17 protein-coding genes are annotated in these 24,865 nt (G+C 53.0%); 3 read left to right on the top strand and 14 right to left on the bottom strand.

Features of this window, described 5'->3' with window-relative positions; all coding sequences use genetic code 11:
- Positions 1-340 precede the first annotated feature (340 nt).
- The 3 genes from EKM85_RS09400 to EKM85_RS09390 all read right to left on the bottom strand — a co-directional run bounded on the left by EKM85_RS09400 (position 341) and on the right by EKM85_RS09390 (position 5,842).
- Positions 341-4,138 carry a lectin-like domain-containing protein gene (locus tag EKM85_RS09400; protein ID WP_263853301.1) on the bottom strand — a complete coding sequence of 1,266 codons (3,798 nt, stop codon included), beginning with the start codon at positions 4,136-4,138 and terminating at the stop codon, positions 341-343.
- 330 nt (positions 4,139-4,468) lie between these two features.
- Positions 4,469-4,885, bottom strand: coding sequence for a DMT family transporter (locus tag EKM85_RS09395; protein WP_125586262.1), 417 nt, complete (start codon positions 4,883-4,885; stop codon positions 4,469-4,471).
- Positions 4,886-4,918: 33 nt separating this feature from the next.
- The gene (locus EKM85_RS09390; protein ID WP_125586260.1) at positions 4,919-5,842 is read right to left on the bottom strand and encodes a peptidylprolyl isomerase; all 924 of its coding nucleotides are present in this window, start codon (positions 5,840-5,842) and stop codon (positions 4,919-4,921) included.
- Between the two features lie 308 nt (positions 5,843-6,150).
- On the opposite strand from EKM85_RS09390, the gene EKM85_RS11610 reads away from it, so the two are divergent.
- Positions 6,151-12,048, top strand: a complete 5,898-nt coding sequence (locus tag EKM85_RS11610) for a S8 family serine peptidase (RefSeq protein WP_125586258.1) — start codon at positions 6,151-6,153, stop codon at positions 12,046-12,048.
- Between the two features lie 596 nt (positions 12,049-12,644).
- Here the strand turns inward: EKM85_RS11610 and EKM85_RS09380 are convergent.
- The 10 genes from EKM85_RS09380 to EKM85_RS09335 form a co-directional block, all read right to left on the bottom strand.
- Positions 12,645-13,304, bottom strand: coding sequence for an HAD family hydrolase (locus EKM85_RS09380; RefSeq protein ID WP_125586256.1), 660 nt, complete (start codon positions 13,302-13,304; stop codon positions 12,645-12,647).
- Between the two features lie 115 nt (positions 13,305-13,419).
- Positions 13,420-14,154 carry a sugar isomerase domain-containing protein gene (locus EKM85_RS09375; RefSeq protein ID WP_125586254.1) on the bottom strand — a complete coding sequence of 245 codons (735 nt, stop codon included), beginning with the start codon at positions 14,152-14,154 and terminating at the stop codon, positions 13,420-13,422.
- A gap of 15 nt (positions 14,155-14,169) precedes the next feature.
- A complete protein-coding gene (locus EKM85_RS09370) occupies positions 14,170-15,435 on the bottom strand; it encodes a PTS ascorbate transporter subunit IIC (protein WP_125586253.1) in 1,266 nt (421 codons plus the stop codon).
- Between the two features lie 5 nt (positions 15,436-15,440).
- The gene (locus EKM85_RS09365; protein ID WP_125586251.1) at positions 15,441-15,722 is read right to left on the bottom strand and encodes a PTS sugar transporter subunit IIB; all 282 of its coding nucleotides are present in this window, start codon (positions 15,720-15,722) and stop codon (positions 15,441-15,443) included.
- 5 nt (positions 15,723-15,727) lie between these two features.
- The gene (locus tag EKM85_RS09360; RefSeq protein ID WP_125586249.1) at positions 15,728-16,165 is read right to left on the bottom strand and encodes a PTS sugar transporter subunit IIA; all 438 of its coding nucleotides are present in this window, start codon (positions 16,163-16,165) and stop codon (positions 15,728-15,730) included.
- On the bottom strand, positions 16,166-17,905 hold the full coding sequence (locus tag EKM85_RS09355; RefSeq protein WP_225418974.1) for a BglG family transcription antiterminator: 1,740 nt from the start codon (positions 17,903-17,905) through the stop codon (positions 16,166-16,168). It lies immediately after the preceding gene.
- 304 nt (positions 17,906-18,209) lie between these two features.
- Positions 18,210-18,947 (bottom strand): CpsD/CapB family tyrosine-protein kinase, encoded by a 738-nt coding sequence (locus EKM85_RS09350; RefSeq protein ID WP_125586245.1) that lies wholly within the window; start codon positions 18,945-18,947, stop codon positions 18,210-18,212.
- Between the two features lie 12 nt (positions 18,948-18,959).
- Entirely contained in the window at positions 18,960-19,703 is a 744-nt protein-coding gene (locus tag EKM85_RS09345) for a YveK family protein (RefSeq protein ID WP_125586243.1), read from the bottom strand.
- Between the two features lie 78 nt (positions 19,704-19,781).
- A complete protein-coding gene (locus tag EKM85_RS09340; protein ID WP_125586241.1) occupies positions 19,782-20,888 on the bottom strand; it encodes an LCP family glycopolymer transferase in 1,107 nt (368 codons plus the stop codon).
- Between the two features lie 18 nt (positions 20,889-20,906).
- Entirely contained in the window at positions 20,907-21,683 is a 777-nt protein-coding gene (locus EKM85_RS09335; RefSeq protein ID WP_125586239.1) for an SGNH/GDSL hydrolase family protein, read from the bottom strand.
- Between the two features lie 293 nt (positions 21,684-21,976).
- Between EKM85_RS09335 and EKM85_RS09330 the strand changes: the two genes are divergently transcribed.
- A complete protein-coding gene (locus EKM85_RS09330; RefSeq protein ID WP_125586237.1) occupies positions 21,977-22,660 on the top strand; it encodes a sugar transferase in 684 nt (227 codons plus the stop codon).
- Positions 22,661-22,774: 114 nt separating this feature from the next.
- The gene (locus EKM85_RS09325) at positions 22,775-23,548 is read left to right on the top strand and encodes a tyrosine-protein phosphatase (protein WP_125586235.1); all 774 of its coding nucleotides are present in this window, start codon (positions 22,775-22,777) and stop codon (positions 23,546-23,548) included.
- Between the two features lie 274 nt (positions 23,549-23,822).
- Here the strand turns inward: EKM85_RS09325 and EKM85_RS11730 are convergent, their stop codons facing one another.
- Positions 23,823-24,794, bottom strand: a complete 972-nt coding sequence (locus EKM85_RS11730; RefSeq protein WP_125586233.1) for an acyltransferase family protein — start codon at positions 24,792-24,794, stop codon at positions 23,823-23,825.
- Positions 24,795-24,865 lie beyond the last annotated feature (71 nt).

Here is a 24,865-nt window from a genome sequence, read left to right as displayed (position 1 = left end):
TCACCTGACAAGCGCCTCGCCGCGTGTTGCACATTCGCAACTCGCATTAGATAACACTTATTTCCATAATCGGCCGATTATTCTGTATTGATGTAAGGGATTCCAGATTTATTTAACCATTAATATTCTGCGGGGTCAACACAATTGTCTGGCGAAGGTAAGCGCGCCTGGCCAAGCTCTCAGGCGGTTAATAAGATAACGTGGTCTTCCCAGCGCTGCCCATTGTTTCACATGGAACCGCGGCACAGCGGCCATCAGAAAAGGCCAGCCGGTAGAGAGTGATCCTCTGTCGGCTGGTCTTCTGTGCGTTAACGCAGGTCTATCTATCCCAGGCCAGAGTCTAGTTCGTCCGGCGCTGACGCTTCTTAGTCAGGCCAAGAACGCCAAAGATGATGGAAACCATAGCACCAATCCCGGTTAAGGCCACATTCTCCCGGTCACCGGTGCTCGGCAGCTTGGCGCGGTTAAAGCCGACGTGCCGCATGCCCGGACGCGTGGTGTCGGGAGTTGATGACCCGTTCGTACTGGTGATGATTGCTTCAGGGGTGCGATCGTTAGCAACTGGACGCGGCCGCAACGGTTCGCCGTGCGGCACGGTGACTTTCGCCTCCGGGGTGCCATTCGGTGCTGGCGCCGCAGGGGGGACCTGAGTCTTTGGCGCAGGTCCGTTTGGCACTTTCGCCTTCGAGCCAGGCGTTGTCGGCGGCACCTGAGTCTGAACGATGACGCCTTCTGGCACCCTGCTCCGTGGTGCGTGAACCGCTGGTGGCACCTGAGTCTTCACGATTATCCCAGTAGGTACCTTGTGGATAATTGGCGCGTGAACTGCTGGCGGCATCCCTACCTTAGTCTTGACCAAGATACCATACGGCACTCTTCCGGTCGGTTCGTGGACCGCTGGCGGCATTCCTACCTTAGTCTTCACCAGGATACCGTTTGGCACTCTGCCGGTCGGCTCGTGGACCGCCGGCGGCATCCCTACCTTAGTCTTGACCAAGATACCATGCGGCACTCTGCCGGTCGGTTCGTGGACCGCTGGCGGCATTCCTACCTTAGTCTTCACCAGGATACCGTTTGGCACTCTGCCGGTCGGCTCGTGGACCGCCGGCGGCATCCCTACCTTAGTCTTGACCAAGATACCATGCGGCACTCTGCCGGTCGGTTCGTGGACCGCTGGCGGCATTCCTACCTTAGTCTTCACCAGGATACCGTTTGGCACTCTGCCGGTCGGCTCGTGGACCGCCGGCGGCATCCCTACCTTAGTCTTGACCAAGATACCATGCGGCACTCTGCCGGTCGGTTCGTGGACCGCTGGCGGCATTCCTACCTTAGTCTTCACCAGGATACCGTTTGGCACTCTGCCGGTCGGCTCGTGGACCGCCGGTGGCATTCCTACCTTGGTCTTCACCAGGATACCGTTTGGCACTCTGCCGGTCGGCTCGTGGACCGCCGGTGGCATCCCTACCTTGGTCTTCACCAGGATACCGTTTGGCACTCTGCCTGTCGGCTCATGGACCGCTGGTGGCATCCCTACCTTAGTCTTGACCAAGATACCGTTTGGCACTCTGCCGGTTGGCTCGTGGATTGCCGGGGGCATCCCTACCTTGGTCTTCACCAGGATACCGTTCGGCACTCTGCCGGTCGGCTCGTGGACCGCCGGTGGCATTCCTACCTTAGTCTTGACCAAGATACCGTTCGGCACTCTGCCGGTCGGCTCGTGGATCGCCGGTGGCATCCCTACCTTGGTCTTCACCAAGATACCGTTCGGCACTCTGCCAGTTGGCTCATGGACCGCTGGTGGCATCCCTACCTTGGTCTTCACCAGGATACCGTTTGGCACTCTACCAGTTGGCTCATGGACCGCCGGCGGCATCCCTACCTTGGTCTTGACCAAGATACCATTTGGCACTAGGCCCGTCTCCTCGTGATACTTCACTACCACATTCAATTGATCCTGGGTTGGCACATGCTGCATATCGAAAGTGAGCTCCGATACGGTGTCAATATCCGGTAGCCAACCGCGAATATGACGCGGACTGGCAAGGTACTCAAACGTGTAGGACGGGTTATTGTAAGTGGTGGTATTCGCCACCTTGTCGATCGTCTTGCTGATCGTGAAAGAGATATTCTGATAGACCGTCGGGTAAAGCTGTGAGCCATCAGTGTCTCTCACATACTTGATTGTCCGGGTGAAGGATTCCTGCTCTGGGGTGTTTTGAACGTCATGAAAAAGATAGACGTTAAATTTTTGCGTTGTTTTGTTGTCATCATCAAAGTAGATGGCATTATGCAGACCGCCACTCTCATCGACGTTGACGGTTTGGTCATAATAAGGATCGTACTGGTAACCCGCCTGCTTATACGCCGCAATTGCGGCCCCGTCAGAATAGTCTGATAGTGTATTGCTGTCGCCTTCGACAGTAACGGGTTGTCCCAGCTCTTTGTGCTCAGTTCCATCCCAGAATTGGATCAGCGCCTTCTGCCCGCCGTTGCCAGTCTTCCGGTAAAGGTAGATCACCGTCCCGTTGTTGCCCTGCAGCGATAAACTGCCGTTCGCCGGGATCGAGGTCTCGTACAAGCGCACGTACCGGTACCCCGGAATGGACTGCGGGTAGGTTAGGTACTGTTGATCAACGAACGCCCCAGTCGGATAGTCGACGAGGCCCACATAGCCCGGAATCTCCGTCAGCGTCTTGGGATCCACCGTCGCGGTCGGATCTTTTTCCAGCGCGTCGTTCACCGTTGAATCGGTGGTGTACTCGTACTTGACGTCGACCGTGGCCGCCGGGTGGAAAGTGAACGAGTCGAGCTTGAACTGCTGAAGGTTCGCATTGGCCGCAGTCCCAGCGGAAATGAAGAACGCCGTGTCGGTCTTGTCCGCTGCCCAGTCTGTGATGTCCATCTGCCACCGCTTGCCATCGTATATAACAGTAAGAAGCTTCCGCCCGCCGTCATTGGGGTTATAGTCGATCTCAATATACCTGAAGTCACCTTGCCAAGAAGTTGGGTCAGCCGTAGGATCCTCTTTAAAGCCCGGCGCAGGTGAATCAATGGCTTGGGCACCATCCGCGATCGTGGTCGCGTGCCCCGCATCAGGTAGGCCCTGACCGAGTCCAATGACGTTCTTCGCCGTTTTGATAAAAGCACCAAACGCTAGACCGCCACCATAACCAGGACTGTTGGGGGCCTCTGGGCCATTGCTGAATGCACTCGGGTCAGGTCCCGCTTGATTAGAGTCAACCCAGTTATACGTCGTGTCGGCCTTCCAGCCGATAGCGTCCGGAATTCCGGCAAGGCCTAGACCGGCACCGCCAAGACCCACGAGATCACTGTTGGCATCGTGAAAGCCAAACGCGACCCCATCGCCGCCACCATGGCTGATCTGATCCCGAGCACCGATGTTGAGCTCACCTTTAAGAACGAAGCTTTGAGAAAGGCTGATCTTATCCTTAAGCGTGATACTCCCGGCTTCTTGATTCACATCATCCGTGAGTGTAACGGTCTTCGTCGTCTGATCGTACTTCGCAGTGCCGTTAAAATTGAAAGCCTGCGCATAGTTGTCCGTGGTCAGGTTGGCCATAGAGAGCCCATTTTGATTGTCAGCAGCGCTCGCGGTGCCAGTCCCGGCGGTAAGTGCGGCACTAGTCGCTGCAGCGGATGCCGCACTGGCTGCTAGGCTGGGTGCAGCGCTGTTGCCACTGGTTGCCGAGCTTGCGCCACTGGCTGCTGAACTTACGCCGCTAGCTACCGACGTGGCTGAGGACGCTTCAGGCGCTGCAGCGGATGATGGCGTCGCCTCGCTCGCGGATGTCGCTGCGACTGGCGCCACCTCACCCTGCGCCGGCGCGCCAGTCGTCGCCGTTGGGGCCGCAGAAGCTGGCAACGCTGCTGAAGCCGCCGCTTTCGGTGCCGCGGCCGCCTCATCGCCGTCGGTTTGGCCCGTCAGCGGCACGGCCTGCCGACTGATCACCGGCTGGCCGTCCGCCCCGGCCGCGGCCTGCACGGAATGACCACCCATCATCAGCGTGCTGGCAGTACCCACAAAGAGAATAGCGGAAACCATCCACATTTTTCCTGACCTGTACATCTTGTAGCGACGTTTTAGATTACATCTATTGTTATGAAGATTATTTCTCACGATACTCACTCCTTGAAATCAATAATTCCCCCAAAATAGATGGTTTTAGATACATGGTAGTCCTTGCAATGTCAAAATCAAGTTTAAAGCGTCTCTTTAGAGGTGCCTTGTTAACCATATTAAGTAGTTTAGGCATTACGAAATAACATCGCCAAGTCATGCTCATCCGTAGACTCTATGGCTCCCGGCGCTAAAAATCACGACGCAAAAACTGCCGAGGCGGCAAAATCCGCTTCGGCAGTTTTTCGGTTTTTCTTTTTAATGTGACAACGGGCCAAAACTTCGGCGGCCAGCCCCGGCCTCAAAGACCGCCAGGCTGCCCAGCCAACGCTACGCCCCCCGTCCCGACAGCCACAGGCCGACCAGCGTCAGCACGGCGCCGAGCACGATCAGCGGCGTCAGCGGCTCGTGCAGCAGCCACACCGAGCAGGCGAGGGTGATCACCGGCACCAGGTACATGTACACGCTGGTCCGCACGGTGCCCAGGCGCTTGACCGCAAAACTCCAGGTGACAAAGCAGATCGCGCACGCGCCGATCCCGAGAAACAGGAAGTTGCCGAGGTTGGCCGGCACCAGCAGCGCGCCCCACGGCATCCGGAAGTGCAGCAGCCACGCCAGCGGCAGCATGAACAGAATGCCGTAGAAAAAGGTGTGCCGCGTCGCCCGGATCAGATCGACGTTCAGCGCGCCGATCCGCGCCGTCAGGATCGAGTAGACCGCCCAGACCAGCGCCGCGAGCAGCGCCAGCGCATCCCCGCGCCAGTGGCCGGCTGTCCGGCCCTACTGCTTATCGCTGGTGGCGCTTACGGTCGCGCCGCGGTACGCGTTGAGCGCACTGGCGAGATGTTTGTCGGTGATCTTGACCTTCTCGTCTTTGAGGACCTGGCTGACGACGTTCTTCATGACGGTCGAATTGCTGGCCCACTGCTGGTACAGCTGGGCCGTCAGCTGCTTGCGGTGAGCCGCAAAGCTGCCGCGTGCAGGGTGCTTCACCATCTTGATGACCTCGTAGCCGGCGGTGGTCTTCACCGGCGTCTGGGTCACCTCACCCTTTTTCAGCTGGTAGGCGGCCTTCTTGAACGTCGAGTCGTAGTCCTTGTCGGTGCTGGCCAGCTTCAGCTCGCCGCCGGTGTTGCTGGTCTTGGCGTCGACGGAGTACTGCGCCGCCAGCGCGCCGAAGTCCTGGCCGGCGTTCAGCGCGGCGATCACCTGCTGGGCGGTCGCCTGGCTCGTGGTCTGGATGTGGTCGACGGTCACGGTCGGCTGATAGCTCTGCCACGCGGTCTTCAGCTGCGCCGTGGTGGGCTTCATCTGCGCCTTCATGGCCGCGACGCTCAGGTAGTTGAGCCGCAGCATTTGCCGGAAGGTCTGCTTGGTGTAGTTGTTCTGGCTGAGGAAACTGGCAAACCCGTCCCCGTACTGGTCGCGGTAGGAATTGTACGCCGCCGTGACTTTCTGCGCCGGCACCTGCTTGCCGTACGCGTGGTTCATGGCGCCGTACACCAGCATGTTGGCCAGGACGGTCTTGCTGGCGGGCTGGGCCTTCAGCTGCGCGTAGAACTGCTTTTGCGTCACCTTGCTGCCGGCGTACTGGGCAATGACCGTCTTGTCTGTTGCCGCGCTGCCTTGCTGCGCGCAGCCGGCCGTCGCGACCACGCCAAAGCTGGCGACCGCCAAGAGTACGCCTCGGATCCACTTCTGCATATCAATTCCCCCAAACAAATAGTTGCATGTGAGATTGATTGTAACCTCAGGCCGGTTCAGGTTCAACGCCTTTATGAGTTTGTCCTCATTTTGTAATATTCAGTATCTGCAAAAAAATGGTTATTTTATGGCGAATTATCACCATGTTTACCGCGGTGTAGTGAATATTTATGAGGCAACCGCTTTTGTCATTTTTAAAATTAATGAGCCGTAAATGTGATATTTCTGTTGAAATCTCACCGCTTTCAAATATAATGATTGGCAACGCAAGTCTTAGGGGTTGCGAATTTTGTTTAGGGGGAACATGAATGGAGAAAGTAGGCAATAAGGTTCTGGCCACCGTGCTGATCAGCACGGCGGTCCTGGGAACCCTCACCTTCTCGCCGCTGACAGAGCTGCAGGCTAAAGACTCAGTCGATAGCCAAACCAAGGCCAGCACCGAGAAGCCAAGCATCGGCGCTCAAGCAGCGGCGGCCAAGCAGCAAGGGGCCAAGGCCACCGCGGTCAGCACCGTCACTGCTAGCACCAGCAAGGCCATTGAGGCCCAGCTCGCCGCTAAGGGCGTCAAGCTCACCAAGCTGACCGCCGCCCAGCAGAAAAATACGTACGTGGATGTGATCATCCAGCTCGCCGCCGCGCCGGCCGCTGAGAACGGCAGCCTGGACAAGGCCACCGCCAGCACCGGTGAGATCGAGGCGGCCACCCAGCAGGTCGTCGCCGCGCAGGCCAGCGTCAAGCGTCAGGTCGAGGCCATCACCAACCAGGCCGCGACCGCCAGCTACGGCTACGTGGTCAACGGTTTTGCGACCAAGGTCAAGATCCAGGACCTGAGCAAGGTGGCCCAGCTGCCCGGCGTCAAGTCCGTCACCTTGGCTAAGGTTTACTACAAGTCCGAGACGTCGGCCAACGACATGGCGAACGTTTCCACCGTTTGGTCCAGCTACAAGTACAAAGGCCAAGGCACCGTCGTTTCCATCATCGACACGGGGATCGATCCGAACCATAAGGACATGCGCCTGAGCAAAGATACCAAGGTCAAGCTGACCGAGGACGACGTTACCGACTTTACCAAGCAGGCCGGCTACGGCAAGTACTTCACGGACAAGGTGCCTTACGGGCATAACTACGCCGACAACAACGAGACCATCACCGACGACGATCCCGAAGAGCAGCACGGCATGCACGTTTCCGGCATCGTCGCCGCTAACGGCACCGGCAGCGACCCGACCACGTCCGTTCAAGGCGTCGCACCGGAAGCTCAGCTGCTGGCGATGAAGGCCTTCTCGAACTCCGACAGCAGCGCCACCACGGACTCCACTTCCGTCATCGGCGCCATCGACGACTCCGCCAAGCTCGGCGCCGACGTCCTGAACATGTCGCTGGGCTCAACGTCCGGTGAGCAGACCACCGACGATCCGGAAATCGCCGCGATCGAAAACGCCGTGGACGCTGGCACCGCCGCCGTCATTTCGGCTGGTAACGCCGGTACCACCGGGTCCGACCAGGCCGGGGTCAACACCGACTTCTACGGCAACCCGGACCTTGAAACCGTCGGCGCCCCTGGCACCGCGCGTTCCGCAACCACCGTCGCCTCGGCCGAAAACACCAAGACCATCAACACGGCGATCACCATCGCCGCGCCGGATGGCACCAACATCCTCGGCCCGGAGATCACCCAGACCGCCGCGGGCATCGACCTTGCCGCCTTCAACGGCAAGCAGTTCGTGGTCGTCGATGACGGCACCGGCCAGCCTGGGATCGGCACGCCGGACCAGTTCGCCAACGTCGACGTCAAAGGCAAGATCGCCATCGTCAAGCGCGGCGAGACCAACTTCACCGAAAAGCAGGCGAACGCGAAGGCCGCCGGCGCCGCGGGGGTCATCATCATCAACAACGCCGGGGGGGATACCCCGCTGACGTCTGCCTCTTATGACGCCGGCTTCCCGACCGCGGGTCTGTCCACCAACTCCGGGGCCAAGCTGGTCGCGTACCTCGCCCAGAACCCGGACGCCGCTTTGAACGTCACCATCGGCCTCAAGCAGATGGACAACGCCGCGGCCGCGACCGACAAGATGTCGACCTTCACCTCCTACGGCCCGGTTTCCGACCTGTCCTTCAAGCCGGACATCACCGCCCCTGGTGGCAACATCTGGTCCACCCAGAACAACAACGGCTACACCAACTTGTCCGGGACGTCCATGGCGTCTCCGTTCATCGCCGGCACGCAGGCTCTCCTGTCGCAGGCCATGAACGACCAGACCAACCCGTTCTACAAGTACTACCAGAGCCTGTCCGGCAGCGACAAGGTCGACCTGATGAAGGCCATCGAAATGAACACCGCGGCCCCGGTCACCGACGTCGACCACGACGGTGTGATCGAATCGCCGCGGCGTGAAGGCGCCGGCGCCGTGAATGCGGCGGCCGCCATCGACGCGTTGACCAAGAACCCGTCGACGGTCACCTTCAGCAACGGCTACCCGGCCATCGAGCTCAAGGACTTCGCCGCTGCGACCCGTCAGTTCACGCTGAAGTTCACGAACCGGACCGACAAGGCCATCACTTACACGCAAAAAGACGGCGGCAAGCTGACCGATGTTTACACCAGCGCCACCGATCCAACGTCCGGCATCCTGTACGACAAGAAGATTGACGGCGCGGCCATCAAGGCTGACACCGCCATCGAAGTGCCGGCCAACAGCACCAAGGAAGTCACCTTCACCATGACGCTGCCAAGCGACTTTGCCGCGCAGCAGTACGTCGAAGGCTTCCTGAGCTTCACCGGCTCTGATCAGTCGACGCTCGGCATCCCTTACATGGGCTTCTTCGGCGACTGGAGCAAGCCGCAGCTGTTCGATACCCTGAACGGCCCGACCTTCACCCCAGCCACCACCGGCAACTTCGGGACCAGCGTCAACATTGGTAATCCTTACGAAGGGCTGCGCTACACCGCCGGCCTGGAACAGGACGACCAGGGCAACTACGTGATCGACCCAGACGAGATCGCGATGTCCACGGATCCGAACGCCCAGTACAACGAGCTGCAGCCGCAGTACTACCTGTTCAGAAACGCCAACAACGTCACGGCCCAGATCCTCGACGACAAGGGTCAGGTGCTCTCCACGCTGGGCAGCTTCGCCACGGTCACCAAGACCTACTGGGAAGCGACCGCTTCGGCCTACTACACCTTCGACTACGCCCCGACTTGGGACGGCACGATCGTGGACCAGAGCACCGGCAAGGCGACCCCCGTCAAGGATGGGACTTACACCTACCGCGTCACCGGGACCATCGACGGCACCGACAAGACCCAGTCTTACGACATCAAGGTCAAGGTCGATTCCAAGAAGCCTGAGCTGCGCAACCTGGGTCTGACCAAGAAGACCAACAAGGACGGCAGCGAGTCCTACTTCATGACCGCCGAAGCCAAGGATGACTTCTCCGGCCTCAGCAAGGGCGTCAACACCGCCATCAACGGCATCCAAGACAGTGAGAACTACATTGCCGACGGAACGACCGCCGATGGCTTCACCAAGCTCTTGGTCCCGCTGTCTGACGAGCAGGCCAAGACCCTTGCCGCCGGCCACAACGCCGTGAGCGCCGCGGTCTTTGACAACGCGTCCAACGCCATCACCGATTCCGCCGAAGTCAACAAGCCAGGCGAGACCAACTTCGGCCTCGTGCTGTTAGATGACGCCTTCCCTGACACCATTTCCAGCACCACTCCTGACGTCTCAGCCGACGCAAACGGCAAGCCGCAGTTCGAGTTTACCGGCACCTACCCGGCCAAGCCGGTCTTCACGTACACCAACGCCAAGGGCGAAGAAGTCGACGGCCAGCTGCAGTACAGCACCGGCGACGACAGCTTCGGCGGCGCCCTGCCGCTGGAAGACGGCGACTACAGCACGACGGTTCGCATCTACACGGATGCCACCAAGTCCACCGTCGCTTACGAAAAGCAGATCAACGTCCGCATGGCAGCGCCGACCATCAACACCGTCGCAGTCGACGGCACCCAGACCTTCGATGGCAAGACGGACAAGACCGCCAAGGAAGCCGGCACGTCTGAAGACAGCGTCAAGGTCACCGGCACGGTCAGCGCCGACACCAAGTCCCTGCAGATCACCAGCGACACGGCCGCCGCGCCAGTGGACGCCACGATCGCCGCAGACGGCAGCTTCTCTGCCGACGTGCCAGTGACTGCCGGGACGAATAACCTGACGCTCACCGCCACCGACGAAGACGGCAACACGAGCACCGTTGACCAGGCCGTTGATTCCTCGAACCAGGGGCAGATCAACCCGTCGGCCGCGGACGTCACCTTCGCTAACGGCATCAAGTTCGGCACCAACTACGTCAACCTGGCAAGCAAGGGCTACGACCCGAAGACCGGCGACTTCACCCTCACCGGGAAGGTCAAGCGCGCCACGACGACGTTGACCATCGGCGACCAGGTCGTGCACCCAGATAGTGATAACAACTTCACCATCACCCTGCACGTCGGCAATGCTGAATCCGCCGTGTTCCCGATCCTGATCGGCGACTCCACGCAAGATAAGATCGTGCAGGAGCGCCTAAGCTTCTACGTGGACGGCGTTGGCCCGACCTTGACTATCGACCAGGCCAAAGACACTGACGGCGACGGCGAGAACGACGTGATCAACACGTCCGATCCGCAGTTCACCATCAGCGGCACCATGACCGACAACTACTCCTACTACGACCTGTACATCAACGGCAGCAACGTTGGCACCGCGCCGGTCGACTCCGACATGAACAACCCGAAGCCGCTGAACAAGAAGTTCTCCTTCACCGAGAACCTCAAGCCGGGCAAGAACGTCTTTGACGTTGAAATGCTCGACCTGCAGAACAACTACGCCGAAGAAGTGATCACGGTCAACTACACCCCGCAAGGCACGACCACGACGACCGGCACGCCAGCTGGCACCACCGACACCACAAAAGCAGACGCCGCGGCGATCAAGGCGGCCAAGGCCGCTTTGAAGGCCAAGCTGACACAGGCCCGCACCCTCGGCGCTTCCGGCAAGTACACGCACGAAACGGCTGCCGTACTGGCCGCCGCCCGCAAGCAGGCCCAGCTGGTCTTGAACGATAAGACCGCGACCCTCAAGCAGGTGCAAGACGCCACGGATGCGCTCCAGAAGGCCATCGACGGCTTGGTTGAAAAGCCAGCCAAGACGACCACCGGTGACCCCGCTGCCGCCAAGCAGGCCGTGCTCGATGACATCGCTGCCGCCAAGGCCCAGCTGACTGCCAGCGGCCTGGATGGCGACAAGTACGAGACGCGCACCTTCGTGGACGCCATCGCCGCGCTCGCCAAGGACACCGAAGCTGGCACCATCACCCCAGAGCAGGCCAAGACCCAGCTGAACCAGCTGCTCGACGCCGCGCTGGACACCCTGACGGAGAGCATCAAGGATGCCACTCCGGCCGCCATCGGCAATGCCGACGACGCTGCCACCGGCCGCACCTTCTACGGCGACCTCGACAACGCGCACAACCTCGGCAAGGCCGCAACCGACCCTGACGCCAAGGTCGACGAACTCGCCGAACTGAGCAACGTCAGCGCCGCCATCAAGGCCGCAGCCAAGCCACAGGACACGACCTCGGATCCTCAGGTCAAGACCGCAAGTGCGGAAGCCGCCTCAACGACGAAGGAAGCCTACTACGACAACACCCAGAAGGGCGAAGAGACCACGTCTGATCCGCAAGTGAAGACCCAGTCCGCCGCACCAGTCGCCGTTGCCAAGGACGACTTCTACGACAACACCCAGAAGGGCCAAGCACCAACCACTGATCCGCAGGTCAAGACCCAATCGGCTGACCCTGTCTCAGTGGCCCAAGATGCCTTCTACGACAACACCAAGCCCGCGCAGTTCAAGGACGCCACCGGTGACGCTGTCTCAGTCGCCGCCGATGCCTTCTATGACAACACCAAGGCTGATGACGCTGGTCAAAGCGATCAGGACGATGCAGACACCGATACTGGTGCTCAGCAGACCCCTGACCAAGGCGCAACGGCTGACACCAAGGCCGACGGCAAGCAAACCGCTGACAAGGCCAAGGACGCCAAGGACAAGGCACTGCCGAAGACTGGTAACGTTCAGCCGGCCGGTATCGTTGCCCTAGGCGCAGCCATGATCACTGGGCTCCTGACCCTGATGGGCCTCCGCCGCAAGCAGGACTAGGCTGCAACAAAACCCAAGTGAAGCCGCCACGGTAAGCTGTTCCAGACTGACAGTATCGCACGATGGAACCTGAATACTTTCGGCGCCTCGTGAAGGTGAGTTGAAAGATGATGAGAGCACTCGGACCGTAATGGTCTGGGTGCTCTTTGTTGTCTGGCGGCAGTCAGGCGGATCGGTTCGCACCATTGTTCCCGAGCCACTCGCGAATCGTGGCGAAAACCTGAACCCACCCATATCAAAAGGACCTAGCTTCACCGCACTGATTGAGAATCAGTACGATGAAGTCGGGTCCTTTACTGTCACTCAATAGCCTACGTCAGGATTGCCGTTACTCTTGATAGCCGTTGTGATAACCTATAAGACCGCCTTATTCTTGTATCCGATTCGTTCACCTCCGATGTTGCTAGCGCTGACATTCTACTGAGATAATCAAACCAGCGAAGGAAGCCACGTCCGGACCACTATTTAGTAATCACAATCGGCAGAGCACATAGGGACATCTATAAATAGTTTCCTAACCCGACCAGGCCTCAGAGAGAGGCACACTCTTTAAACACTTGCAGAATATTTCCATGCGTTGAGAAAGCTCAATAATGCTAATGCCCAACACGTCCGTTGTCGCGCATATGCTGATACAGATCTTCGATAGTTGCAAACTGCTTATCGGCTGCTGATCGTTCAGACCCTTTCTCCTTGTAGTTAACGGCCCACACTTCAACGCTCGCGTTATTAGCAGCAGATATACCATTATCACTATCCTCGATAACAAGCGTATTGCTTGCATCAACAGAGAGCCTCCGCATGGCTTCCAAATATATGTCAGGAGAAGGTTTATTGTTACGCATATGTTCACCACTCAGCACGACGTTAAAATATTGTCTCAGGTTACAGCTGTCTAGCATTTCCTCAATACCGGTCAGTTGTCCTGCCGAAGCTAAAGCAAGCTGAATACCGTTGTCTCGAAGATACTCCAGCAACTGCGTCACCCCTTTATAAAGAAGAGGTCTATAGTCGACTGGATGCTTTTTCTCAAATCCGACGAATCTCTTGAAAGATTCACGGCGCTCTGAGGGGCTTTGGTACAACCTCTCCCAAATTTGCTTATTTGAAGCACCAATAAAGGTATCTTTATTCTTTAGCTTAGGATCAATGCCTTCTTCCTTTAAGAAATCCATCAGGCGAGCAAAATAAACCGGCTCACTGTTGACGAGTACACCATCCATATCAAATATGACAGCTTCAATTTTTTCATCCATAGCATCGTCACCTCTTGGAGAAGAGAAAAAGTTGCATAACAAAACAAAAAGCGTCTCAAAGACAGATGTTTTTGAGACGCTAGATTAGCACTTACTGCAGTTTGTTGATGGATACCTAAAACTTGTAATGGATCATATCTTTGTATTCCTCAACAAGGCGAGCATTTTTTGCATCCCCATCATCCAGATTAGCTGAATAAAACACTGGAGCCTCACCTGTCTTATCAACAATACGTTGGCTGCTTTCAGTGACTATCGTATTCAAAATTGCTGCACCTATGACGGTAGACGTTGGCCCAACCTTCTGAGGAGCGCCAGTCAGCTGGACTGCCGCATCACCCACGTCACCATGATTATCAAGTACGATATCCGATAATTCAAACAGGCGCTTACCTGAAGGGTGTCGACTTGTAACAGTCTTTGAGTATGAAACATTCGTCAGTCCAATTATCTTGACTCCAAGCTTTTTCGCAGCTAATGCCAAATCGATAATCACCGGATTCCTACCTGAGACTGAGTGAAGAATCAATACATCGTCCTTCTTAAAGTCCACCGTCTTAGCCAAGGCAGTCCCATATCCAACAAGACGTTCCATATCGCTAGTAAATGTAATAGGAGACCTGTCTAGCATGACCTCACGTCCAAAGATTGCATTGATTGTGATCATACCACCCGCACGGTAGTACATCTCTTGAGCTAGGATACCTGCATGACTAGCTCCAAAAACATAGACTGAGTGTTTGTTTAGATTGGCGTCCGCAAGCAAATCTATTGCCTCATCAATTTCTGCTCTATCCTGTTCGCAAACAATTTTCAGCAGAGACTGAATCTTGCTCATATATTCATACAAGAGAATTGCCTCCTATTACAAACCAATCATGTGAAGTAACTGACCGAAGTATTTAGCGATGATAGACCACAGTGACAGATCATTACCACCGAAGATAAGAATCCAGTTGCGGATGGTACCACCCATCAATACGGCTGAAACACCAACCAAGGCTACCATTGCAACAGAGGCAACCGCTGTGCCTACGATCGCGCCACGAATACCACCTTGTCCTTCACCAACGATCGCGGCACCACCGCATTCGAAGAAACTAGTGATAACAAGCGGTACGATAACAATACCGAAGACATTAGTCGTGTTAGCAATCAACACGAGTAAAGTTGAAGTAATAAACGCTGACATGAAACCGATAATGACCGCGTTTGGTTTGTAGTTGAACAGGATTGGAACATCAAAGGCCGGCTTGGCACCAGGAACCAGCTTTTCAGAGATACCCTGAAAGGCAGGAATAATCTGGTTAACCAATAGACGGACACCATAGAGCAGAATGAGTAGACCACCACCGAAGTTCAGGCCGGCATTAAGCGCGACCATAAATAGGTTGCCGCCCTTTGGGACAAGTGCAGGAGCAATGAGCCCAACGACAATGTCAACCGCGAACATGACAAGGCCGCCACTGATGGAGATTTCACTGAAGAAAGAGAGTCCCTCAGGCACTTTAATGTCTTCAGTTGAGTGGGCTTTATTACCCACGCGTTTTGCCACCCAACCAGAAATTAGAGAGAGAATCGTTGTGGGGTGACCAATTAAGAACGAATCGTCGCCAGTAGCAGCCCACACATACTTCCGCATTACCCAAGGTGCTAAGGAGAAGTACAAAGCTGCTAAAACCCCACTAACGATGATCAAAACAGGCCCGCGGAGGCCACCTTCAACACCGCCAGCAACGATTACGAATGGAACCCACCAGAGCATGTGCCCGGTTAAGAAAATAGACTTAATTGGGGTGAACCGTGCAATGAGAATATGAACGATCAAAGCAAGGAACATTGCCATACCGACAGCACCACCGTACTGTGCCGTAAACGTGGCATCTGAGAGCCCCTTCGATACCGCCACGCCCATCTTGGTTTGCACCGCCGTATTGATGGCCCCAACGACAGCGGTCATCATGTTGACACCTTCCGTCAGGATAACCATACCGAAAGCGGCAGAGAAACTACCCTTGATTATTTCACCAATACCTTTTTTCTGGACAATAAGCCCAATCATGGCAATAATACCGATAAGAATAGGCGGGTCCTGCAAAATATTATTCGATATGAAGTTTAAAATACCCATGAGTATTAATCCTCCTTAGTTGCGAGATACTTCTTTACAGCAGCTTCTACTTCGTCCTTATTCATGTACCGCTTAATAGGATATACAGGGTTATCTGTCGACTGCTTCAAGTCCTTCACTAGCTCAGCGCTAGTGAAGTATGCATCCGCCTTTGTCGCTTTGGCGGTCGCAATATCTGTGTTTTCCACCGTGGCATCGATGCCAAGTTGAGCGACCACTTTATCTAAAGTCATCTTAAGAACCATTGAACTACCTACACCAAAGCCACATACAGCTAGAAATTTCATAATAGTTACTCCAATCCTTCGAATAGGTTAACAATTTCTTCTCGTGATCCATTCAATACAGTCTGGTAAGCTGCATCGTCCATAAATACTGACATCACCTTTTGAAGGCTAGCCAAGTGGCTCTTATTATCAGTAGCTGCTAAGACAAGCACAATTTTTACCGGCTTACCTTCGAGATCAAAAGCCCGCTTAGTTGTTAGCAAGCTCATCCCCAAGTTATTAACACCCTCTCCAGGACGTGCATGCATTAATGCAAAGTAATCTGCTATGACCATGTATGGGCCATTGTCTTCAACGCTTTGAATCATGTTGTCCACATACTCTTTAGTTATTGTGTGGTCTTTGAGAAGCGGCTTACTGGCCAACCTAACTGCGTTTTTCCAATCAGTCACACTGTCGACGACCTGAATATCATCTTTCGCTATTAAACTTGTGCCTTTCATCTACCCAACCTCCGTCATTTTGGAAATGAACCAATCTTTGTTGTTAATGCCTTGCATTATCAAGTCCATAATTGGCTCCATACTATGTTTGTCGTTTTTAGAGACCATTAGCATGATGATTACATCGGCCTTGTTCTTTCCCCATTTGATTGGTTTCTCAGGGAAAAGCACCGACACATGACTAGCCTCTAACAGGCTAGGATCGCCGTGAGGAATTGCAAACCCATTTCCTAAATACGTTGTCTGAAGCTCTTCGCGTTGAAGTACAGACTTCTTATACTCGTCACGAATTTCCTCCGTTGGCCAAGTCGCCGTGGAGAGTAGATAATTTACTGCGTCTTCCTGACTCTCGACGGTAGCAAAATACACATCTCCTTGGATGGTATTTAGAACATTGGTTACAGACGGATTCTTGAGTGATGAGGCTGATGGCTTCTGCATCACAACGTCGATATATTTATTCATGATTTGCTTCATGTCGTCAGCCGTAAGCATCGGAGATATCTTTGCGACCGGGATGGGCTGCTTTGGTAACGGAATGGTTGAGATTATTAATGCGACATCCGACAGATCCTGCTTCGAAAGCGCGTCTCTAGAAACAATTTGAATTAATGACACGTCGGGGAGTATCTGACGCATTTGTGCAGAAAGCAAAGCGCTGGTACCGATACCGTTAAGGCAAACAAACAAAATCCTTCTGCGCTTCTTACTTCGCTCGATTGCAGCCTGAAAGTGGATTGTTACGAAGGAAATCTCGTCATCAGAGATTGTCAGATGATTCTCTGTGGCAAAGTCAACCAACGCGTACCATACAATCCCAAACAAGCCGGGATAGTTCTTCTTAATATCTGAGAGTAAAGGATTAATTACAGGGGTGTCAGCTTGTAAACGTAACACCATCTGATAGAGATGCAGTGTTAGGTCATCTTCCAGCCGAGTGTCTTTGGTTAGATCTAAGTTGATTCTTTCGCTAACAACCTCGATTAACGTGTGTATTTTCTTCTCAAAGGAAGCCGGAATAGTTCCATCCTGCATAAAAAATCTCAGACCACTACCTAAGACAACGTAGGACAAATATCTGAGCTCATCTTGTGAGAAGTGGTATATTCCGTATTCTTCGACAGACTCCAGTAATTCGTAAACGACAGGGTATTTATCTAAATTCTGCAACAATCGGCTTAATGCAGATGCATTGATTGGAGTGACATGTTTGCCCTCTCGCCCACGGCTAACCAGAACTGTGGTAGAAACAATTATGTCGTTAAGATAATTTTCTGGTACTTCAAGGCCCAAGTCATGGACTTTTCCTACCAGAGTCGTATGAATCTGAGTAATTAGAATCGGATTGACAAATAACGCCAACACACTAGAATTGTGGCTGCTCTCAAATATCGTGGTAACAACTCTCTTTATGATTTTCTGTTTTTCTTCCTCATTCCCCCCAATAAATGTTCCTGAGTTATCAAACTCCAAAGAAACATTGTCCTTTGCCAAAAGGCGCTTTATGAAGGCAATGTCGTTTGCGATGCTACTTCGTGAGACGAAATAATCATCAGACAGACGCTGATAGCTCAAATGTTCACCATTGACCAGCCGGGCTAGAATAACGTACTTCCGGCTTTTGCTGTTTAGTGCCTTGCTATTATTCAAGCTATCACCTTCATATAGTATTATTGTGCAAGCGCGTTCAACTCCGGAAGACCATTTTTGGACATCGAATTTCGCCAAAAAGTTGAACACCCTACTTGCATCCTTCAGAGATGTGGCGGGCACTAAAGCAGTTCAATCCTATTTATTCGAATCTAACATCTATGACGTCTATATTCACAGCAGCAACGTACTAGGCTTAATGTTATACGGCAAAATAGCACTTGTTACCGTAAGCAACAAACCAAATGACGTTCAATAATCAAATTGCCCGAATATCTTCGCCAGCAATCACGACAAGGAATCTTGTCACGACAAAAAGACCTGGCTTCGCTGTACTGATTGAGAATCAGTACGATGAAGTCAGGTCCTTTGCTGCTGCGTGCGCTACGCAGATTTACTTGTAATACCCACCATAGTAGTAGGCAGACCCATTCTGCTCCGGCATCCGGTTCATGACAACGCCAATGATGTTGGCGTTGACCTTCTGCAGAAGCTCCTTAGCGTCCGCGACAGCCGCTTTATCGGCCTGTCCATAAGGAACTACCAGAATCGTTGCATCAGCATTAGAAGCGACGATTTGGGCGTCCGTCACCGTCAAAACTGGTGGCGTGTCAAGAATGATCCGATCATAGTCGCGACCCAGGATAGTCAGGAGTTGCTTCATCCGTTCGGAGCCAAGCAGCTCAGAAGGATTAGGCGGCGTCGGGCCTGAGGTCAGCACCGCCAAGTTCTCAATGCTCGTCGTCTTAGAGTAGATCGGCAGCAGCGACTCAAGGTCTTCTGACTGCTCGGTCAGAATCTTCACCAGGCCGCCGGTGTTCTGAATCCCAAACGTCGCGTTGACCGTTGGCCGCCGCATGTCGAGGTCGACCAGAATCGTCTTCAGACCCTGCGCAGCGAACGTCACCGCGAGATTAGCGCTCACTGTCGCCTTGCCCTCAGACGCGGAATCAGAAGTCAGAACGATAGTCTTAATGTTGCCGCCAGCCTTGGAGAACGAGATGTTCGTCCGCAGCGTGCGATACTCCTCACTGATGCGGCCAGATGGATCATAGTCGGCCACCAGTGCGACGCCTTGGCGAATACTCTGGTTGGATAGTGCTTTCTTGCTCTTTCGATTAAACCATGCCATTGTCGTATCCTCCTAACGCCGGGAGTGGCCGGCAGTTGGCCGCAGTCCCTTGGTGCCCAGCTTGATGCTTGATGAGTCAATATCGGTAATTGTGCCGAGCAGTGGCAGCTCTAGCGTATCTGTGATGAAAGAACTGTCCTTCACAGTGCGATCGGTCAGTGCACGCAGGAAGGCGAAGAGAATGCCGAGCACCAGACCAGCCAAGAGACCAACGGCGATATTGATCTTCTTGCGCGGGCTCACAGCAGATTTATTCAACGTGCCGCGTGAGATAATTGTCACGTTCTTCGCGTTGGTCATGATGGTCGTAATCTTCGTGCGGAAGACTTCTGCCGTCTCATTTACAATGGATCGCGCAGTGTATGGGTCATCGGCCTTTGCTGTTACGCTCATCACTTGGGAGTTCTGGTTATTGGTAACGCTAATCGCTCTTGCCAGATCACCAGTACTGCCAACCACAACCCCCTTCTTCAGCAGGTTCTCGCGCACTGGCCGAAGGACAACATCCTTGGTGATAATGTCCTTGTACGTGTTGATCATTTGAAGGTCGGTCTGCAAGTCATTGTATTGCTGACCCACTGCCGTTTGCTTCCGGTTAACTAGCACCATCGCGGTTGACTCGTACTTTGGCTGCATCACCAGGTAGGTAATCGCCGCAGCGAACACACCGCCCGCACACATTGCCACGATAAGCGCGATGACATGCTTTCTAAGAATTGAGAAAATCTGTCCTAAGCTAATAACTTCGTCGTCCATTTGATTCTCCTAAAATGTATTGGGAAGTGACGTACAACATAAGCGTCACCTTTGGGCCTCCCAGAGGTGACCCTAGGATCAGTTGACTTGGTCCGCGCCTTGGACAGTGTACTTGGCCTTGGTATAGCCAGAGTCCCAATTAAAGTTTGGATTAAGCGCGTTCTGCTTCGTTTCCTCATTGTTGAGCTTCGCCGTTGGCAAGTCCAGACTAATGTTAATCAGGTCCGAAACACGCTGAAGCTCTTTGGTTGATGCAATCTGATAGGAAGAACCGTTCAGATATGCACCAACGCCTTGGAGGTGATCCTGCTTCACGTTCTTGCCTGCATTGCGATACTTACTGTATAGCGCAACCATGTCATCGAACTGCAGATTAGTCCGGAAATTGCTCTGCACTTGACTCATCAGCTCTTGGAACTTTGTCAGGTTCTTCAGTTGCGGGGCCGCCTTAATGATGGCCGCAATGACCTGGCGTTCGCGATCCTGACGACCGTAATCACCCCTCGGATCGTCATAGCGCATACGGATGTAGCCAAGTGCTTCCTTGCCATCCATCTTGGTGGGCTGGCCCTTTGTGAAGGTGTACCCCATGTTCGAGAAGCTCAAGATTGGGGTGATCTCTACTCCACCCAAAGCATTGACGATCTTCTCCAGGCCGCCCATGTTGATGACGGCATAGTAGTTGACTGGCACCCCAAGCAGAGCCGTGGTCGTATTAACCGCCATGTCTGCACCGCCAATGCTATAGGCGGCATTAATTTTCTGGATGTTGATGCCGTTATCGCCGACCATCTTAGCCATCGTATCACGGGGAATGCTGACCATTGTGGTGGTCTTCTTTGCCGGGTTCAGCGTAGCTAAGATCATTGTGTCCGACCGACCATTCTCCTCAGTCCGGCCAAGCGCGCCGGTATCCGTACCCATGAGGAGGATACTGATGGGCTTGTTCTTACTCAGAGCAGAGCTCGAATTCTTCTGATTGTTCAATGGAATGTAGGTGTGGTCTGCAGTCGAATGAAGCGTGTGGTAGACGTAATAGGCGCCGCCGGCTAATCCAATGACAATAACGGCCACAATGCCGCCAACCCAACGCCAGACATGAAACTTCCGCTGCTTACGGTGGTGATGGTGATGATGATGCCGCCGAACGGGTTGTTGAATTGTTTGATCCTTATCTTCGTCCATTAACTTAGCTCCCTATCGTTAATAAGCTTTCGCGATGACTTGCTCTACTGCGGCCGCAATCTTAGCGTTACCTTGATCGTTTGGCCAGTCACCAGAGACCTTGCCTGCCCATGAGGACGTATTTGCAGAAGCATGATTAACATTATCAGTGCTAATCTGCGAAATATCGACGACCGAAACCCCAGTGCTACTACCGACCTGGGTCACTGACCGCTGAAATGCAGCATTCTGCGTCCATGGTGTGATGATGATCACCTTGACTTTTGGCAACTGTGCCCTTAGCGTCTGGACTGCCTTCATCAAGTTGTCGTGATAAAGGCCAGCAGTGCTACCGGCAGCGGTCTGCTCGTTATTCCCATACTGAAGGATGACCACATCCGGCTTATTAGTCGTCACACTACTGATATTGGGCAAGCCACTTGTCCCGATGGTAGCACCGCTGCGCCACGTCCCCGTCAGCGTGACCTTAAAGCCGAGAGACTTCTGAATATCAGCAGCAACTAGGTACTGATAGGCTGACTTCTCTGTGCTGGTAAAGTGACCCGCTGCCATATCATCACCCATCACAGCCAGGGACAAGGTCTTACCCTGGCCAGGCTTCGGCTTCGCTGAAGCCTTCTTCTCACTGCTGGATGAGGAACTAACAGCGGATGAGCTGCTACGATCAGTTCTGGCATAACTTGCGGATTGCGCTTCGAGTTGCGCTTGTTCACGGCTGTTGCCAATCTTGGCCAAGCCGACGATCATGATTATCGAGATCAGGACAATCATGAGTCCCCCAAATATTCTTCTCATACATTAAACTCCTATTAACACAAGTGATTACACTATACCACGAAACAGCCCGGTAGCTGAATAGCAATTTAAAAACGGGGTAAGCCACCCCGCGGCTTGTGCAATCGTGGTAAAAAACGGGTGATAATTCAGTAGAAATTAGTTATTGATGGTAGAAAACAATAAGTTTTTTGTGCGCCGACAGTCAATTAGTGACAACGATGTAAGGTTATGTTAAACTAGTGAAAGTTCTCTTTATGTCCACAGATGCAGATGCTACGTGTAGGAAAAGGTCCGGGGGAAGAAATATATCTATGGAAGACTACATTGGGAAAAAGAACCGTGTTGCCTCTCGCACGGCGGCCATTGACGAAGAAGTGCTGGCTAGCCAGCATGCGTACATTTCAGTTAAGCGCGTCTTTGACACGGTCGGCAGCGCGATTGGCCTGATTCTCCTCTCGCCTCTTTTTCTAGTGCTTGCGATTATCATCAAGCTTGACGACCCCGCTGGTCCAGTCTTTTTCTCCCAACTGCGAGTCGGCAAAAACGGGCGCGAATTCCGCATGTACAAGTTTCGTTCAATGTGCGTGGACGCCGAGGCCAAGCTGGCCAAACTGGTTAAGCAGAACGAAGTCGAAGGCGCGATGTTCAAGATCAAGGACGACCCGCGTATTACTCGAATCGGGCGCTTCATTCGTAAGACCAGTTTGGATGAACTGCCACAGCTCTACAACGTCCTCCGCGGCGATATGAGCCTAGTTGGCCCGCGTCCTTGCCTGCCACGCGAGTACAAGGACTACTCCAGCTATGACAAGCAGCGGGTTTTGGTGCTACCGGGCTGTACAGGGCTTTGGCAGGTTTCTGGTCGTAACGCTTTAAGCTTCGACCAAATGGTTGACTTAGACTTAGAATACATCAGTAATCGCAGTATCCTTAATGACCTTATTATTCTCTTCAGGACGGTAAAGATCGTTATCGTCCCTAATCAGGCATACTAAGGTCAGTAAAGCTAGCGCCGCTTCAAGTGAGTGAAGCGGCGCTAGCTTTAATTTTGTCAGCGCTACTGCTTTACCTCAATACAGATCGTTATAAACATTTTCTGGAGGTCAAACATGACGGGGTCCCGCTTTCTTCCCATCCAAAATGCAATCAACCTGCGCACACTGGCAGGCTATCAGACAGTTGACGGTCGCATAGTTAAGCCAAATAAGCTGCTCCGCTCAGGTGCACTCAGCCACCTCTCTCAACAGGACGCGAAAGTGCTCGCTCATAATTACGGACTCTCTGTCGTAATTGACCTGCGGATGGACAATGAGATTCGCCGTGAACCTGACATACTACCGCAAGATGCCAACTATTACCAGTTGCCTGTCTTGCCATTCTCTGATCACGCAAATTTCTCGCAGCGCCTCAAACAGCGGTTCGCTAAACCAGAAAATCCTTCCGTCCGAATGTATCGAAAGATGTTGACAGACTCACATGCTAAGGCAGCCTATCGTGAAATGTTCGACATTCTTCTGAACAATAGCGATGAGGAGCAAGCAGTTCTGATCCACTGTTCAGCAGGGAAAGACCGTACCGGGGTAGGACTCATGTTAATCGAAGGAGCTCTAGGGCTTCCCAAAGAGACAATTCGGGCAGACTACTTGTTATCGAATGATCCGAAGGCAGGGCTCAAAACTTCAACCAGCCTGGACAAACGTTCAACTCATCACAGTCAGATTGAGTCAATAGGCCAGCAGCCTGCCACTCACGAAAACGCACATACCGTCTTTACACTAATTCAGAATGAATATCAATCTTGGCAAGAGTATCTAACCTCTCAGCTTGGACTGACAGAATTAGACATTGAAGATTTACAGCATATCTATTTGACCAAACGATAATAAAATGCCGCACCATCAGGAATCTAATTCTTGTGGGTGTAGCATCTTTAGTTGTCTTATTGATTGGTAGAGGCAGACAACGGACGTTGCCGCTCATGCCATGAATGTTCCCACCAAATGCCAAGCACGTATCATTCAAGATAATGTGACGAATAGATGCCGAAATGGCGTGCCGTGCGGCAACTACTTGACAAAGTGTTATTAGCTTTCAACTTTAATACCATCAGCTAAAAGCAAGAATCACCAAGCGCACAATTTGAAGAGTTCTAAAACGTTATTGTAAATGTGCTGTCTTACCAATCAATGGAAGGCTGATTCTTGAGGTGATTCTATAATAGAGATAGCTGGCTGTAAAAGCTACAGCGAGGGAGACAACAACGGACAGAGTTAAATTAATTTCTGATAAGTAGTAGAAGCAAATACTAAATATCAGAATATGCAGAAGATATAGCTCGTACGAGTATTTAGAGACTCGTTTAATAAAATGGTTAATTAATCCCAGCGGGCTGCGGTAAACAAGAAGTGCCAACGATAGATATGCGCCCAGTGAAAACGGATCATTAAAAACCCTAATAATAGATCCACTGGTCGATAGAACGATATATATAGCGAAAAAAATCAGAAAGCAACTAAGCAGCTTTATATAGGAAACTTCTATAAGAGGCAGCCTTCCATGATCATAATAATACTGTGCTATATACATTCCAAGGTAAAATTCCCACAAATATGTTATGAAAAAACTGCTCCAGTTTCTATCACCATTGTGCCCAGTCAGATATACAACTGCAAGCCACAACATGCTACAACAGAAGCAAGCAATAAGGAGAACAGTATCAGAAGAACGTAAAGATTGGTGCGCTATTGCCTTGATTTGGCAAAGTAAATAGAACACAAGATAAAACTGAATAATCGTAGATATGAACCACATTTGGACCCCCATTGATTCGTCCAAACTGGGTGAGAACATCTTGAAAAGAAAGACATGACTGGCTAGTTGGTACCAGGGTAGCCTCTTTTCGGTCAGCGATATCCATACAAAAGTTAGCAGAACAACCGTGATATAAGAAAAATATACTTTTCCAAATCGTCGCTTTAAAAAACCAAAGTAAGTTAACGCCCGTTTCTTATAACTCAGGAACAAGCCGAAGCCAGAGCATAAGATAAATACATGCACGCCAGCTCCACCGAAGGCACTCGCTCTAAGCAAATAATTCGGAACAGCAGTGTTCTTAGCAATATACCTCAATTTTCAAGTCAAGTGCAACGATGATAACGAATTCTTGATAGTGGTCTAGGCTGTTACGCCATGCATCGGTA

It is taken from the genome of Lacticaseibacillus jixianensis, from assembly GCF_003946485.1.
Lineage (GTDB): Bacteria > Bacillota > Bacilli > Lactobacillales > Lactobacillaceae > Lacticaseibacillus > Lacticaseibacillus jixianensis.
This window is presented reverse-complemented; position numbering and strand designations above follow the sequence as displayed.

Bases quoted from the DNA above. Each gene is read 5' to 3' on its own strand.
- EKM85_RS09350 (WP_125586245.1), bottom strand. From the start codon at position 18,947: ATGGCATGGTTTAATCGAAAGAGCAAGAAAGCACTATCCAACCAGAGT.
- EKM85_RS09340 (WP_125586241.1), bottom strand. From the start codon at position 20,888: ATGGACGAAGATAAGGATCAAACAATTCAACAACCCGTTCGGCGGCAT.
- EKM85_RS09325 (WP_125586235.1), top strand. From the start codon at position 22,775: ATGACGGGGTCCCGCTTTCTTCCCATCCAAAATGCAATCAACCTGCGC.
- EKM85_RS09370 (WP_125586253.1), bottom strand. From the start codon at position 15,435: ATGGGTATTTTAAACTTCATATCGAATAATATTTTGCAGGACCCGCCT.
- EKM85_RS11610 (WP_125586258.1), top strand. From the start codon at position 6,151: ATGGAGAAAGTAGGCAATAAGGTTCTGGCCACCGTGCTGATCAGCACG.
- EKM85_RS09330 (WP_125586237.1), top strand. From the start codon at position 21,977: ATGGAAGACTACATTGGGAAAAAGAACCGTGTTGCCTCTCGCACGGCG.
- EKM85_RS09335 (WP_125586239.1), bottom strand. From the start codon at position 21,683: ATGAGAAGAATATTTGGGGGACTCATGATTGTCCTGATCTCGATAATC.
- EKM85_RS09345 (WP_125586243.1), bottom strand. From the start codon at position 19,703: ATGGACGACGAAGTTATTAGCTTAGGACAGATTTTCTCAATTCTTAGA.
- EKM85_RS09380 (WP_125586256.1), bottom strand. From the start codon at position 13,304: ATGGATGAAAAAATTGAAGCTGTCATATTTGATATGGATGGTGTACTC.
- EKM85_RS09365 (WP_125586251.1), bottom strand. From the start codon at position 15,722: ATGAAATTTCTAGCTGTATGTGGCTTTGGTGTAGGTAGTTCAATGGTT.
- EKM85_RS09360 (WP_125586249.1), bottom strand. From the start codon at position 16,165: ATGAAAGGCACAAGTTTAATAGCGAAAGATGATATTCAGGTCGTCGAC.
- EKM85_RS09390 (WP_125586260.1), bottom strand. From the start codon at position 5,842: ATGCAGAAGTGGATCCGAGGCGTACTCTTGGCGGTCGCCAGCTTTGGC.